General features: G+C 66.8%; 11 protein-coding genes. 4 read left to right on the forward strand and 7 right to left on the reverse strand.

The annotated features are described in order from the left end of the window. Window positions 1-128: 128 nt before the first annotated feature. Window positions 129-1,307, forward strand: coding sequence for a cell division protein FtsZ (gene ftsZ, locus ISN75_RS03380; protein ID WP_167252478.1), 1,179 nt, complete (start codon window positions 129-131; stop codon window positions 1,305-1,307). A gap of 458 nt (window positions 1,308-1,765) precedes the next feature. Beyond that, window positions 1,766-2,680, forward strand: coding sequence for a UDP-3-O-acyl-N-acetylglucosamine deacetylase (gene lpxC / locus ISN75_RS03385; RefSeq protein ID WP_167252477.1), 915 nt, complete (start codon window positions 1,766-1,768; stop codon window positions 2,678-2,680). A gap of 239 nt (window positions 2,681-2,919) precedes the next feature. On the opposite strand, the gene ISN75_RS03390 is transcribed toward lpxC, so the two are convergent. Further along, entirely contained in the window at window positions 2,920-3,399 is a 480-nt protein-coding gene (locus ISN75_RS03390; protein ID WP_167252476.1) for a DUF721 domain-containing protein, read from the reverse strand. A 29-nt stretch (window positions 3,400-3,428) separates the two neighbouring features. Here ISN75_RS03390 and ISN75_RS03395 point away from each other — a divergent pair, with 29 nt between their 5' ends. Both ISN75_RS03395 and secA read left to right on the forward strand, forming a co-directional pair. Beyond that, window positions 3,429-4,358: a M23 family metallopeptidase gene (locus tag ISN75_RS03395; protein WP_167252475.1), complete on the forward strand. Its 930-nt coding sequence runs from the start codon at window positions 3,429-3,431 to the stop codon at window positions 4,356-4,358. Between the two features lie 248 nt (window positions 4,359-4,606). Continuing rightward, window positions 4,607-7,339: a preprotein translocase subunit SecA gene (secA, locus tag ISN75_RS03400; RefSeq protein ID WP_167252474.1), complete on the forward strand. Its 2,733-nt coding sequence runs from the start codon at window positions 4,607-4,609 to the stop codon at window positions 7,337-7,339. Between the two features lie 72 nt (window positions 7,340-7,411). On the opposite strand, the gene ISN75_RS03405 is transcribed toward secA, so the two are convergent. The 6 genes from ISN75_RS03405 to ISN75_RS03430 form a co-directional block, all read right to left on the reverse strand. After that, a complete protein-coding gene (locus tag ISN75_RS03405; RefSeq protein WP_343819403.1) occupies window positions 7,412-8,260 on the reverse strand; it encodes a symmetrical bis(5'-nucleosyl)-tetraphosphatase in 849 nt (282 codons plus the stop codon). After that, window positions 8,260-8,643 (reverse strand): Co2+/Mg2+ efflux protein ApaG, encoded by a 384-nt coding sequence (apaG, locus tag ISN75_RS03410; RefSeq protein ID WP_167252472.1) that lies wholly within the window; start codon window positions 8,641-8,643, stop codon window positions 8,260-8,262. The genes ISN75_RS03405 and apaG overlap by 1 nt, the downstream gene beginning before the upstream one ends. Window positions 8,644-8,725: 82 nt before the next feature. Next, window positions 8,726-9,514 (reverse strand): 16S rRNA (adenine(1518)-N(6)/adenine(1519)-N(6))-dimethyltransferase RsmA, encoded by a 789-nt coding sequence (rsmA, locus tag ISN75_RS03415; RefSeq protein WP_167252471.1) that lies wholly within the window; start codon window positions 9,512-9,514, stop codon window positions 8,726-8,728. A gap of 19 nt (window positions 9,515-9,533) precedes the next feature. Continuing rightward, the gene (gene pdxA, locus ISN75_RS03420; RefSeq protein ID WP_168648062.1) at window positions 9,534-10,532 is read right to left on the reverse strand and encodes a 4-hydroxythreonine-4-phosphate dehydrogenase PdxA; all 999 of its coding nucleotides are present in this window, start codon (window positions 10,530-10,532) and stop codon (window positions 9,534-9,536) included. Window positions 10,533-10,540: 8 nt separating this feature from the next. Then, on the reverse strand, window positions 10,541-11,875 hold the full coding sequence (locus ISN75_RS03425; RefSeq protein ID WP_168648063.1) for a peptidylprolyl isomerase: 1,335 nt from the start codon (window positions 11,873-11,875) through the stop codon (window positions 10,541-10,543). Window positions 11,876-11,917: 42 nt separating this feature from the next. Continuing rightward, window positions 11,918-14,389, reverse strand: a complete 2,472-nt coding sequence (locus tag ISN75_RS03430; protein WP_343203552.1) for an LPS-assembly protein LptD — start codon at window positions 14,387-14,389, stop codon at window positions 11,918-11,920. Window positions 14,390-14,423 lie beyond the last annotated feature (34 nt).

The raw sequence follows: 14,423 nt of genomic DNA on the forward strand, positions 1-14,423 counted from the left end.
CTCGAAGCGATATCGGCGGCGCAGGACGCGCAGCCGCGGGCGACGGGAAGTCGCCCACCACTCGCGAGACCGCAAGGAGCGGAACCCGCGGGTTACAACGACAACGAAAGCTCTACGGAGGACGGGAAATGTTTGAACTGGTCGAAAAACTCGCACCGAACGCAGTCATCAAGGTCATCGGCGTGGGCGGTGGCGGCGGCAACGCCGTGGCCCACATGCTGGGCGCCAACATCGAAGGCGTCGAATTCGTCGTGGCGAACACCGATTCGCAGGCGATGAAGACTTGCGGTTCGCGTACCCACCTGCAGCTCGGCGCCAACGTCACCAAGGGCCTGGGCGCAGGCGCCAACCCCGAAGTGGGCCGCCAGGCCGCCCTGGAAGACCGCGAGCGCATCGAGGAAATGCTCGAGGGCGCGGACATGGTCTTCATCACCGCCGGCATGGGCGGCGGCACCGGCACCGGCGCGGCGCCGGTCGTTGCCCAGCTGGCCAAGGAAAAGGGCATCCTGACCGTGGCCGTGGTCACCAAGCCGTTTCCCTTCGAAGGCCGCCGCCGCATGCAGGTGGCGATGAAGGGCATCGAGGACCTGTCGCAGCACGTCGACTCGCTGATCACCGTGCCGAACGAGAAGCTGCTGTCGGTGCTCGGCCGCGAAGTCACCCTGCTGAACGCCTTCAAGGCCGCCAACGACGTGCTGCTGGGCGCGGTGCAGGGCATCGCCGACCTGATCACGGCCCCGGGCCTGATCAACGTCGACTTCGCCGACGTGCGCACCGTGATGTCCGAAATGGGCATGGCGATGATGGGCTCGGGCACCGCCCGCGGCGACGACCGCGCGCAGGCCGCCGCCGAGGCCGCCATCAACAACCCGCTGCTGGAAGACGTCAACCTCAATGGCGCCTGCGGCATCCTGGTCAACGTCACCGCCGGTCCGAACCTGACCATGCGGGAGTTCGACGAGATCGGCCGCGTGATCCACGACTTCGCCAGCGAAGACGCCACCGTGGTGATCGGCACCTCGCTCGACCCGGAAATGCAGGACGACGTCCGCGTCACCGTGGTGGCCACGGGCCTGAACCGCGCCGCGGCCGTGCGCCAGCCGCAGCGTCCGCAGGTGACCCAGCAGGTGGAGATGCGCCAGCGTCCGCGCCCGGTGGTGCTGCGCACCGGCACCGGCAACGAAGTGGTGGACTACGCCCAGCCCGACGTCGTGGCCAGCCGCAGCGACGCTGCCCCGGCCAAGGGCGCCGACCCGAGCTTCGACTACCTGGACATCCCGGCCTTCCTGCGCCGCCAGGCGGATTGAGTTCGGTCAATAGAAAAAAAATGTTCAAAAAGGAGTGAACAAACGTCAGATTGACTTGTCAGTCACATTACGTGCCTGGCGGCTGCTGCAAAGTTGGTCGCTTGTGCGTTCTCCCGCCCAGGGGCGGGGGAGTGTGCTGACGCCGGTCTGCGTGCTCCTGGAGGAACATGACAAGACTGTGCGTCCGGGATGACGCACGACTTGACCGGGGTATTTCCGCCCCGGCCGGTCCGACGCCCGCCACCGGATTTCCCGTCCCGGTGCGGGCGTCGTGTCGACCCTAACTAGCTGACGGAATTGAGGTATTTCGCCGCCTGGACCGCCTTCTGCTTTTCACAAGGATGAAAATGGCATGAAAGCGTGAACAGACTGTACGGGCCGGTTTGCTATTTTCAGTGGTTAAGACTGTGTTAGCATCCGTCTCCTGTTGGCTGCTGCCCCTTGCAGGTACCAAAAAAATGATCAAGCAGCGTACGCTCAAGAACATCATCCGGGCCACCGGCGTCGGTCTGCATACCGGCGACAAGGTCTACATGACGCTCCGCCCCGCCGCGCCGAACACCGGCATCGTTTTCCGCCGCACGGATCTCAATCCGCCGGTGGAAATTCCCGCCCGTCCCGACAACGTCGGCGACACCCGCCTGTCGACCACCCTGGTCAACGGCGACGTGCGCGTCTCCACCGTGGAGCATCTGCTCTCGGCGATGGCCGGCCTCGGCATCGACAACGCTTACGTCGATCTGTCGGCGCCGGAAGTGCCGATCATGGACGGCAGCGCCGGTCCCTTCGTGTTCCTGCTGCAGTCGGCGGGCATCGAAGAGCAGAACGTCGCCAAGCGCTTCATCCGCATCAAGAAGCCGATCAAGGTGCAGGACGGCGACAAGTGGGCCAGCTTCGAGCCGTTCGAAGGCTTCAAGGTCGGCTTCTCGATCGAGTTCAACCACCCGATCATCAGCAAGCGCACTTCCAAGGCGGAGATCGATTTCTCCACCACTTCGTTCGTGAAGGAAGTGAGCCGCGCGCGCACCTTCGGCTTCATGCGCGACATCGAGATGCTGCGCGAACACAACCTGGCGCTCGGCGGTTCGATGGACAACGCCGTGGTGCTGGACGACTACCGCGTGCTCAACGAAGACGGCCTCCGCTACGAGGACGAATTCGTCAAGCACAAGATCCTGGACGCCATCGGCGACCTGTATCTGCTGGGCCACAGCCTGATCGGCGCCTACTACGCGCACAAGTCCGGCCATGAGCTCAACAACAAGCTGCTGCGCACGCTGATGGCCGACGCCACCGCGTGGGAAGAGGTCGTCTACCAGGACGATCCCGCCACGGCTCCGATCTCCTACGCGCATCCCGCCCAGGCGATCTGAAGCATTCGCCTCCGGGCGAAGCTGAACAAACTGAACGGCCGCGTCCTCCGGGACGCGGCCGTTTGTTTTGTGATATACCTCGCCCCTTCGTCCTGGCACGACTCACGTATTCGGGATGTCAACGTCTTACGTGACCGTGGAGCCATGCTATAAACCCGCCACTGCCGATCGGGCAATGCGGGCGAACCGGCCGCTGGCGATCGCAGGATGTCTTGTCTGAACCGGGCGGCGAGTCGAACTCAGCCCTTCGGTTTGCGGGAATCAGCAGTTTCGGCGATGGACGCCAGCTCGAGGAACAGACGCTGCAATTCGCTGTCTGTCTGAGAGATCGCCGCGGCCCTCAAGTGGTCTGCGGCAGCAGGCGAAAGCGGTTTTGACCGATCCGGCAAGGTTTCAGCCGGTGGTAGGGGGGCCACTTTCACGGTGAGGTATCCGGCGCGCACGCCGATGGCATGCGCGGCAGCGAGGATTTGCGTCTGCATAAGACGAAGCCTCGAAGCCAGCGCCGGCGTAGGAGCCAGGAACACAAGACGGCCGTCGCGCAGGTTGGCGAATCTCACCTGCTCGCGGAGCGGTGACGGCAGCGTCTGGCGCAGTGCACGATCCAACGCCTCCAGCTCACTGGCCTTGCGGGCCAGCTTGGCGAAGGGGCCACATTCGGTAAGGGATTTCAGTCCTGAGCCGGTGCGGCGGGGAGCGTAGGGAACGTCGCGCTGCATGGGTGCCGACATCTTCGACGTGGAAAAACATGCAAATCATACTCGTGTCACGCACCAAGCGGGTGCCGAAAACCCTCGATCTGGCCGACCGGCGCCTGCGCTATCGGCTGATCGCAACGGCAGTCGCGGCGGTGCTGGCCTGTGCGGCGCTCGGCGCCACCGTGGCCCTTGCGGTAGCCAGTCCGCGCGACCGCGCGCTGGCCGAAATCAGCCAGCTCCATCAGCAGGTGTCCAAGCAGAACGTGCAGCTGGGCGACGTCCGCAAGGACGCGCAGCGCGACATCGATGCGCTCGCCGCCAAGCTCGGCCAGCTGCAGGCGCAGTCCACCCGCCTCAACGCCCTGGGCGAGCGCCTGGCGCAGATGGGCAAGCTCGACAGCACCGAATTCAATTTCGACGAACAGCCCCCGGTCGGCGGCGTCGAGGACGTCAACGACAGCGCCTACGCGCTGCCGCAGGCGCTGGATGCCGGCATCGACCAGCTGGCCAGCCGCTTCGACAGCCAGCAGGCCCAGCTCTACGCGCTGCAGAGCCTGCTGCTCGACGCCAAGATCGAATCCAATCTCAAGCCCACCGGCATGCCGGTCGAAGGCTATATCTCCTCGTATTTCGGCGGCCGCCCCGATCCGTTCAGCGGACACGCGGCCTACCACACGGGCCTGGACATCTCCGCCCCCACCGGCACGCCGGTGCATGCGGTGGCCGAAGGCATGGTCACCTTCGCGGGGTTGCGCAGCGGCTACGGCGACGTGATCGAGATCGACCACGGCAACGGCTACATGACCCGCTACGCGCACAACAGCTCGCTGATCGTGCGTCCGGGCCAGCGCGTGCACGTGGGCGACGTGATCGCCAAGGCCGGCTCCACCGGCCGTTCCACCGGATCGCACGTGCATTTCGAGGTCTGGTACAAGGGCAACGTGGTCAATCCGCTCGCCTACGTGCGCAACCATCGCTGATCTCGCGGAAGCCCAGGGCCCCGCGCGCCGGGGCCTCTTGAAACACCCCTCCAGCGCCGCCAAACACTCCACCGGGAAGGATGACGGGGTCTGCCGCAAGAGGTTGCGGCCGATACGGGCCACCGGCTGGGGCAAGCCCCGGCCCGCGTTCGTTTGGGATCGCCCGGCGACCCTAGTATCATCAACCCTTTCGTCCCGCCCCTTCTCCGGCGGCGGGCGTCTACGACTCATGCAGATCCGGAAGATCGATGCTCAATCGCGCCCTGACCAGCCTTTTCGGTAGCCGCAACGACCGCGTGCTGCGGCAGCTTTCCAAGTCTGTCGCCCGCATCAACGCGCTCGAGCCCGAGTTCGAAAAGTTGAGCGACGCCCAGCTGCGCGCGAAGACCGACGAGTTCAAGGAGCGCATCGCCGGCGGCGAAGCGCTGGACAAGCTGCTGCCCGAAGCCTTCGCCGTGGTGCGCGAAGGCGCCAAGCGCGTGCTCGGCATGCGCCATTACGACGTGCAGATGATCGGCGGCATGGTGCTGCATTCGGGCCGCATCGCCGAAATGCGCACGGGCGAGGGCAAGACCCTGGTCGGCACCCTGCCGGTGTACCTCAATGCGCTGGAAGGCAAGGGCGTGCACGTGGTCACGGTGAACGACTACCTGGCCCGCCGCGACTCCGCCCAGATGGGCAAGCTGTACAACTTCCTCGGCCTGACCGTGGGAGTGGTGTGGCCCGGCATGAATCACGCCGACAAGGGCGAGGCCTACGCCGCCGACATCACCTACGGCACCAACAACGAATTCGGCTTCGACTACCTGCGCGACAACATGGCCTCGAGCAAGGACCAGCGCTACCAGCGCGGCCTGCACTACGCCATCGTCGACGAGGTTGACTCGATCCTGATCGACGAAGCGCGCACCCCGCTGATCATCTCCGGCCCCGCCGAGGATTCCCCGCAGCTGTACATCGCGGTGAACAAGATCGTGCCGAAGATGATCCGCCAGGAGAAGGAAGACTCACCGGGCGATTACTTCGTCGACGAGAAGCAGAAGCAGGTGCACCTGTCCGAAGAGGGCATGTCGCACGCAGAAGAACTGCTGCAGCGCGCCGGCGTGATCGAAAGCGAGACCGGCCTGTACGACTCCAAGAACCTGGCCGTGGTGCATCACCTGAATGCCGCACTGCGCGCCAATGCCATCTACCACCGCGACGTGGACTACATCGTCCGCGACGGCGAGGTGGTGATCGTCGACGAATTCACCGGCCGCACCCTGGTGGGTCGCCGCTGGTCCGACGGCCTGCACCAGGCAGTGGAAGCGAAGGAAGGCGTGCCGATCCAGCGCGAGAACCAGACGCTGGCGACCATCACCTTCCAGAACCTGTTCCGCATGTACAAGAAGCTGGCCGGCATGACCGGTACGGCCGACACCGAAGCGTACGAGTTCCAGCAGATCTACGGCCTGGAAGTGGTGGTCATCCCCACCCACAAGCCGATGATCCGCAAGGACAACGCCGACATGGTCTTCCTCGGCCAGCAGGCCAAGTACGACGCCGTGGTCGAGGACATCACCGACTGCCACAAGCGCGGCCAGCCGGTGCTGGTGGGCACCACCTCGATCGAGGTGTCGGAGCTTTTGTCCAAGCTGCTCAACAAGGCCAGGATTCCGCACGAAGTGCTCAACGCCAAGCAGCACGAGCGCGAGGCGCACATCGTGGCCCAGGCCGGTGCGCCGGGTTCGGTCACCATCGCCACCAACATGGCCGGCCGCGGTACCGACATCGTGCTGGGCGGCAGCCTGGAGGCGGCCCTGGCCGCGCTGCCGGAAACCGCCACCGACGCCGAACGCGCCAAGATCAAGACCGAGTGGAAGAAGAAGCACGAGCAGGTGCTGGAAGCCGGCGGCCTGCACATCGTCGGCACCGAGCGGCACGAATCGCGCCGCATCGACAACCAGCTGCGCGGCCGTTCGGGCCGCCAGGGCGACCCGGGCTCTTCGCGCTTCTACCTGTCGCTGGAGGACAACCTCCTGCGCATCTTCGCCGGCGACTGGGTCGGCCGCTGGATGCGCATGTTCGGCATGAAGGAAAACGAGGCGCTGGAAGACCGCATGGTCAGCCGCCAGATCGAAAAGGCGCAGCGCAAGGTCGAGCAGCACAACTTCGACATCCGCAAGCACCTGCTGGAATTCGACGACGTCGCCAACGACCAGCGCAAGGTCATCTATGCGCAGCGCGACGAACTGCTGGAAACCGACAGCATCGCCGACACCATCGCCGACATCCGCGACGACGTGGTCAGCGGCGTGGTGCGCCGCCACGTGCCGGCCGACAGCATCGACGACCAGTGGGACCTGCCCGCGCTGGACCGCGAGCTGGAAAGCGAATTCGGCCTGCCGCTCGACGTGAAGCACTGGGTCGAGAAGCAGGACGACGTCGACGCCGGCATGATCCTCGAGCACGTGCGCGAGGCGGTCGAGAACCTGTTCAAGGCCAAGGAAGAGCAGATCGGCGCCGACACCATGCGCCAGCTCGAGAAGCACATCATGCTCAGCGTGCTGGACAACGCCTGGAAGGAGCACCTGGCCAGCATGGATTACCTGCGCCAGGGCATCTATCTGCGCGGCTATGCGCAGAAGCAGCCCAAGCAGGAGTTCAAGCGCGAGTCGTTCGAGCTGTTCTCCAACATGCTCGACCGCATCAAGACCGAAGTGATCCAGATGCTGGCGCGCATCCGCATCCGCAGCGAGGAAGAAGTCGCCGCGATGGAGGCCGAGCAGCAGCGCATGGCCGAGCGCCTGTCGCGCCAGATGCAGGCCACCGGCGGCGGCGCCCCGGTCGGTGCGCTGGGCGCCGATCCGGAAGCCGTGGCCGCCGGCAGCCTCAGCGCCGCCGTGGCCGCGGGCAACGAAGGCCCGAAAGTCGGCCGCAACGATCCCTGCCCCTGCGGCTCGGGCAAGAAGTTCAAGCATTGCCATGGCCAGCTGAGCTGACGCCAGCCGGCATCGCGCACGAAAAAGGCGGCCATCGGCCGCCTTTTTCCTTTTCCGCATCGGCGCTGGAGCTCAGTCCTCGCCCGGCACCCGCTTGCGGTGCGGTTCGGCATCCACGGTGATGTACTGCGGCTCCTCGCTGTCCAGGCGCAGCGCGGTGAGCTTGCCGCCCCACACGCAGCCGGTGTCGATGGCATAAACACCTAAGCCCGCGAAGCGGCCCAGCGCCGACCAGTGCCCGCACACGATGCGGCTCTCGCGCCGCTTCATGCCCGGCACCTCGAACCACGGATACATGCCCGGCTTCTGCGTGCCGGGGATGTCCTTGCTCTCGAAATCGATGCGGCCGTGGATGTCGCAGTAGCGCATCCGCGTGAAGGTGTTGATCGAGGCGCGCATGCGCTCGATGCCCTGCAGGCGGCTGGTCCAGGCCGCCGGGCGGTTGCCGAACAGGTTCTTCAGGATGCGGCCGTGGCGCGGGCTGGACAGCTCGCGCTCCACTTCCTGCGCCGAGCGCAGCGCCTGGCGCAGGGTCCAGATCGGCGCCAGGCCGGCGTGCACCATGGTCCAGCCCAGGGCTTCGTCGTGGTGCATCAGCTTCTGCGAGCGCATCCATTCGAACAGCACCGGCGCGTCGTCCGCGAACAGCACTTCGCGCAGCTCGGGATTGACCTTGGACTGCGCCTCCGGCCGCCGCTGCGCGATGGCCAGCAGGCTCAGGTCGTGGTTGCCCAGGGTGAGCACCACCTGCTCGCGCAGGCTGTGGATGAGGCGCAGGGTTTCCAGCGACTGCCCGCCGCGGTTGACCAGGTCGCCGCAGAACCACAGCCGGTCGGCGGCCGGGTCGAAGCGCAGTTTTTCCAGCAGGCGTTGCAGTTCGGGGAGGCAGCCCTGCACGTCGCCGATCGCATACGTAGCCATCAGTGCAGCGTACGCGGGATGGACAGGGTGAACGGCGCGATCGGTGCCTCGAAATGGGTGCCGTCGTCGGCCAGCATCTGGTAGCTGCCCTGCATGATGCCTACCGCGGTCTCCAGCACCGCGCCGGAGGTGTATTCGTAGTCGTCGCCGGGACGCATCCACGGCTGCTCGCCGACCACGCCCTCGCCGCGCACTTCCTCCACCTTGCCGTTGGCATCGGTGATCACCCAGTGGCGGGCGATCAGGCGCGCGGGCACGTCGCCGGCGTTGTGCAGCGTGACGGTGTAGGCGAACACATAGCGGTTGTCGCCGGGCTTGGATTGGTCGGGGACGAAGCGTGTTTCGACCTGCACGTCGATCGTGTAGGAGGCTTTCTCGGTCATGACGGGATTGTAAGGCTTGCCGACACGCATGGAGCAAGCCTGACCGCGCACGCCTGAACCGGGCATGCCCGCGGCGCGCTTGTCACGTCGCGGTTGGCACCTTGGCCAGCCGGACGAAATCCAGCGGCGCCAGGGTTTCGGCGCGCGCCTTGGGGTCGATGCCTGCCGCTTCGATCGCGGCCGCGTCCATCAACTGTTTCAGGCCGTTGCTCAGGGTCTTGCGCCGCTGCGCGAAGGCGGCCTTGACGATGGCGTAGACGCGCTCGGGATCCGCGTCGTGGCGCTGTTCCGGCGGCAGCGGCACCACGCGCACCACGGCCGAGTCCACCTTCGGCGGCGGGCGGAACGCGCCGGGCGGTACGGTGAACAGCGGCTCCACCCGGCAGGCCAGCTGCAGCATCACGGATAGACGTCCATACACCTTGCTGCCGGGCTCGGCCGCCATGCGGTCGACCACTTCCTTCTGCAGCATGAAGTGCATGTCCTGGATCGCCGCGGCGTGGTCCACGCAATGGAACAGGATGGGGCTGGAGATGTAGTACGGCAGGTTGCCCGCGATGCGCACGCGCTCCACGCCGAGCTCGCGCGCCAGCGCGGTGAAATCCACCTTCAGCACGTCGGAGTGCACGATGCGCAGCTCGCCCACCGCATCCGCGCGTGCCTGCAGGCCGGGGATCAGGTCGGTGTCCAGCTCGATCGCGGTGAGCTTGCCGGCCGCGGCCAGCAGGGGCAGGGTGAGCGCGCCCTCGCCGGGGCCGATCTCTACCACCACGTCCGCAGGCCTGGGCGCGATCGAGCTGACGATGCGCTCGATGTAGCGCTTCTCGTGGAGGAAGTGTTGGCCGAAGCTTTTCTTGGGGCGGGCGTTCATGGCATTCCGGAAAGCGGGCTCAGCCGCGTGCGGCGCGGCGGGCGGACAGGTCGAGCGCCATGCGCGCGGCGGCGATCAGGCTGGACGGATCGGCGCGGCCGCTGCCGGCCAGGTCCAGCGCCGTGCCGTGGTCCACCGAGGTGCGGATAAAGGGCAGGCCGAGCGTGAGATTGACGGTGCGGTCGAAGGCTTCGCTCTTGAGCACCGGCAGCGCCTGGTCGTGGTACATCGCCACCACCGCGTCGTAGCCGGCGCGCTGCGCGGGTACGAAGGCGGTGTCGGCCGGCAGCGGGCCGAGCAGCTGCATGCCTTCGGTGCGCAGCGCTTCCATCACCGGCGCGATCGTGTCGAGCTCCTCGCGGCCCAGGTGCCCGGCCTCGCCGGCATGCGGATTCAGGCCCAGCACCGCGATGCGCGGCGCGGTGAAGCCGAACTTGTCGCGCAGCTCCGCGTGCACGATGCGCAGCGTGCGGGTCAGGCCTGCGGCGGTGATCGCGGCGGACACCGCGGCCAGCGGCAGGTGCGTGGTGGCCAGCGCCACGCGCAGTTCCGGGCTGGCCAGCATCATCACCACGTCGCTGCGGCTGCGCTCGGCGAAGAATTCGGTGTGGCCGCTGAAGCGGATGCCGGCGTCGTTGATCGAGGCCTTCTGCAGCGGCGCGGTGACCACGGCTTCGTAGCGGCCGCTCATGCAGCCGTCGGCGGCTTCGGCCAGGGTGGTCAGCACGTGGGTGGCATTGCGCGGATCCGGCTGGCCGGGGCGTTCCTCGGCGGCCAGCGGGATATGCCGCACGCGCAGCGTGCCGGCAGGGCGCTCGCCGAGTGGCGCGCCATCGTCGTCGATCAGTTCGATCCTGCTGCCGCAGCGCCGCGCGGCGCGCTCGAGCAGGCCGCGATCGGTGACCGCAATGAAATTGGCCGCCAGCGAAGTGGCGGCCAATCGGATCAGCAGCTCGGGGCCGACGCCCGCCGGTTCGCCAGCGGTGACGGCGAGCCGGGGCAGCGCGACCGCGTTCAAGGCATCCCTCAGGAGGACTTGCCCGGCGCGGGGTCGCGCAGTTCCGGCACCAGGATGTTGACGTAGGCGCTGGAGCGCATGTCGCGCAGGAAGTCCTCGTAGGCCTGCTCGGCCTTGCGGTTGCCGATGGCCTGGCGGGCCTGGTCGCGCGCGATCTGGTCGGTCAGGTCGCTCTGGCGCATGCCCAGGCGCTGCATGATGTGCCAGCCGGCTTCGCTCTGGAACGGCTTGGAGACCTCGTTGTCCTTCAGGTCGCCGATCTGCTGGGCGATGGTGGTGCCCCAGGCCTGCTGCGGGAACCAGCCCATGTCGCCGCCGTTGTTGGCGGTGGTGTTGTCCTTGGACTCGTCCTTGGCCAGCTTGGCGAAGTCTTCCTTCTTGTTGACGATGCGGTTGTACAGGTCCTCGGCCTTCTGGCGGGCCTGCTCCGGCGTCACGATTTCGCTGGGCTTGATCAGGATCTGGCGGGCGTGGAATTCCGGCACCACCTGGCGGGTCGGCGCGCGCTGTTCCATCAGCTTGATGATGTGGAAGCCGGTGGGGCCGCGCAGGGCCGGGCTGACGTCGCCCACCTTCATGCCGGCGACGGCGTCGGCGAAGGCCGGCGGCACTTCGTCCATGCGGCGCCAGCCGAGGTCGCCGCCTTCGAGGGCGTCCTGGGCGTCGGAGTAGCGGATCGCCGCGGCCTTGAAATCCATGCCGCCGTGCACCGCGTTGATGGCTTCCTCGGCCTTCTTCTGCGCCGCGGCGATCGCCGCGGCGTCGCCGCCGGAGGGCACGCCGATCTGGATGTGCGCGAGGTGGATCTCGCCGGCCTTGTAGGTGGGGCTGGCCAGCAGGTTGTTGATCTCGCTGTCGGTGACGTTGACCGAATCGCGCACCACGCTCTCGTGCAGGCGCTGGGCGATCAGCTGCTCGCGCAGCTGCTGGCGGAACGCGGCGAAGCTGGAACCTTCCTGTTCCACCGCGGCGCGCAGCTGGTCGGCGGACATCTTGTTCTGCTGGGCCACGGCGCCCACGGCCTGGTCGACGTCGGCGTCGGACACGCGGATGCCCTGGTCGTCGGCCTTCTGCACCTGCAGCTTCATCAGCACGAGGCGGTCGAGCACCTGGCGCTGCAGCACGTCCATCGGCGGCAGCTGGCCCGGCTGGCTGGCGTACTGCTGCTGCACCGAGCGGACGGCGTCATTGAGTTCGCTCTGCAGGATCACGCCGTCGTCCACCACGGCCACGATGCGGTCCAGCGGCTGGTTGGCCTGGGCGCCGGGCAGCAGCTGGGCGTGGGCGGGAACGACGACGGCTGCGGCAACCGCGAGCAGGAACAACGCGAAAGGCTGTTTCATTACGTTTGGGACCTTCAATCGCCTCAGGCGGCGACCGGGAAGTTATTGATAGCCAAGGATACCACGGCGCAGCACCCCTTCCGTCTGGCCGTTGAAGGCGCCCAGACCCTTGAACTGCAGCTCGAACATGATGGCGTTGTTGGCGCGGGCGTTGGCGGTGGCGAAGTTGTAGGTGTTGACGTAGTGGCGGCCCACCACGCGCACCGCGACGCAGCAACTGTCGTATTCCACGCCGGCCAGCGCTTCCACCGTCCGCTTCTCCATCACCGAGTACGTCCAGCGGCCGACCAGGCGCCAGCGTTCGGAAACGGGGTAGACCGCGGAGGCGTCGTATTGTTCCAGCAGGCCGCGGCGGTAGCGGTAGGAGAAGTTGAGGATGCCGTCCGTACCGATCCGGCGCTGCACGCTGAACGCGGCCAGGTCGGTGCTGCGGCCGATGAAGTACGCCTTGCCGGTGATGTCGACGCCGCCCTGCTGGCGCTTGTGCGGGTCCCACTGGTACTGCGTGCTCAGGCGCCAGTCGTCGTCCAGCTGCATGTTCAGCTGGGCCACGTAGTTGGAGCCGGACCAGTCGGTCGGCGCGCCGGTGGTGTTGTTGCTGTTCGGCAGCTGCACGCGCTGCTGGTTGAAGTAGCGGATCTGGCCGAAGCTGGCCGACAGGCGTTCCACGCCGTTGTCGTCCAGCAGGCGCGTGGTCAGCGCCGCGGTCAGGTTGTTCGCATTCATCTGCCGGTCCGCGCCGGAATACTGGTTCGGCGAGAACAGCTGCCAGTAGTCGAACGACATCAGGTTGGTGTCGAACAGCGGCAGGTTGTTCTGGTTGCGGTACGGCACGTACAGGTAGTACAGCCGCGGCTCCAGGGTCTGCGTATAGCCCTTGCCGAACAGCGTGGTGAGGCGGTCGAACACCAGGCCGGTATCCAGGCTGGTGATCGGCACCGAGCGGCTGGGCGAGCGGTTGGTGAACGGCGAAGTCTGGCCCGTGCTCAGCGGCGTGTAGTAGCCGTAGCGGTCGTAGCCGCCGCTCAGTTCATAAGTGGTGTAGCGGTAGGCCACCTTCGGCCGGATGAACCACGCCGCGCCGCGGAAATCCGCCGCCAGGTAGGGGTACAGGTCCAGGCGGTTGCCTTCGACCACGTCGTCCTTGCGGAACGCCACCGCCTCGGTGCTGGCGCCGAATTCCAGCCACTTCTGCAGCGGCAGGTTGACGTTGAAGGTCGCCCGCGGCCAGCGCTTGTACTGCACGGCGCTGTCCGGCAGGGTCGGGTCGACGTTCTGGTAGCTATCCGCGCCGAACGTCGCGGTCCACCAGTTGCCGCCGCCCACGACGTAGGCGCTGGAGGTCAGCGTGCCGATCGCCGAGGTGTACAGGTCGTTGCCGAAGTCGCGCAGGTAGTTGCGGTCCGAGGCGCGGTTGATGCTGGTGGTGAAGGTCCACGGGCCGATCAGGTGCGACTGGTCGTTGAACTTCACCAGGTAGCGGTCGTCGCCCTTGGTCTGCTCCACGCTGTCCGGGTCGTTGGCGCCGCGGTCGTTGTGCAGGTATTCGATATTCAGCTGGCCGGTGGTGCCCGGGATCAGGTTCAGATAGCGGAACTCGCCGGCCAGCATCAGGCCGCGCGAAGTGTAGATGCGCGGCTCCAGCGTGGCGTCGTAGTTCGGCGCCAGGTTGAGATAGTACGGCGCGCCCAGCATGAAGCCGGAGCGGTTGGAGTTGCTGAAGGTCGGATACAGGAAACCGCTCTTGCGCCGGTCGTCGATCGGGAACGTGAAGTAGGGCAGGTACAGGAACGGCACGTTGGCGAAGCGCATGGTGGCGCCGTGCGCCGTGCCCACGCCGGTTTCCTTGTCGATGCGCAGGTCCTTCGAACGCACTTCCCACAGGTGGTGGCCCACGTCGCAGGTGGAATAGCTGACGCGGGTGTAGTGGGTGCGCTGCGCGTCCAGCATCTGGCCCTGCTGGGCCGTGCCGTTGCCGCGCGAGGCGAGCATCTGGTAGCGCACCGTGTCGGCGATGCCGGTGCTGGAGTCGGTGTTGCCGCGGATGTGCTCGGCGTTCAACAGCTGGCCGGCTTCCTGGTAGCGCACGTTGCCGCGTGCGTCGTAGTCGGTGCTGTCGCTGTTGTAGTCGGCGGTGTCCGACTGCAGCTTCTGGTCGGCGCGCTCGATCAGCACGCGGCCCTGCAGGTGGTAGACGGTCTGGTCGGAGCTGTCGACCTGCTCGGCGTACACCTCGGTGTTGGCGGTGTCGCGCAGCGTGGTGTCCTTGGGCAGTGCCGGGTCGTAGAACTCCAGCAGCGCGTTCGGGCGGCACATGGTGTAGTTCAGCGGGCGCGGCTTGCAGTGGAACGAGCCGAGCGGGCAGGACGGCGTGTCGGGGGCCTGGTTCTCGGCGCCCTGGGTCCCGTCGGAGGTCGACTGGGCTTCGGCCTGGCCGCCCATCAGGGCGAGGGCCGCGGCAACCGCCAGCAGGCGGCGCGGGGGCAGGTGGCGCGAGGTCGGCTTGGGCGTCACGATGGCGGTCTGCTGGTTTCGGAAAGGTCGTTAA

This window comes from Dyella marensis, assembly GCF_049532885.1.
GTDB lineage: Bacteria > Pseudomonadota > Gammaproteobacteria > Xanthomonadales > Rhodanobacteraceae > Dyella_D > Dyella_D marensis.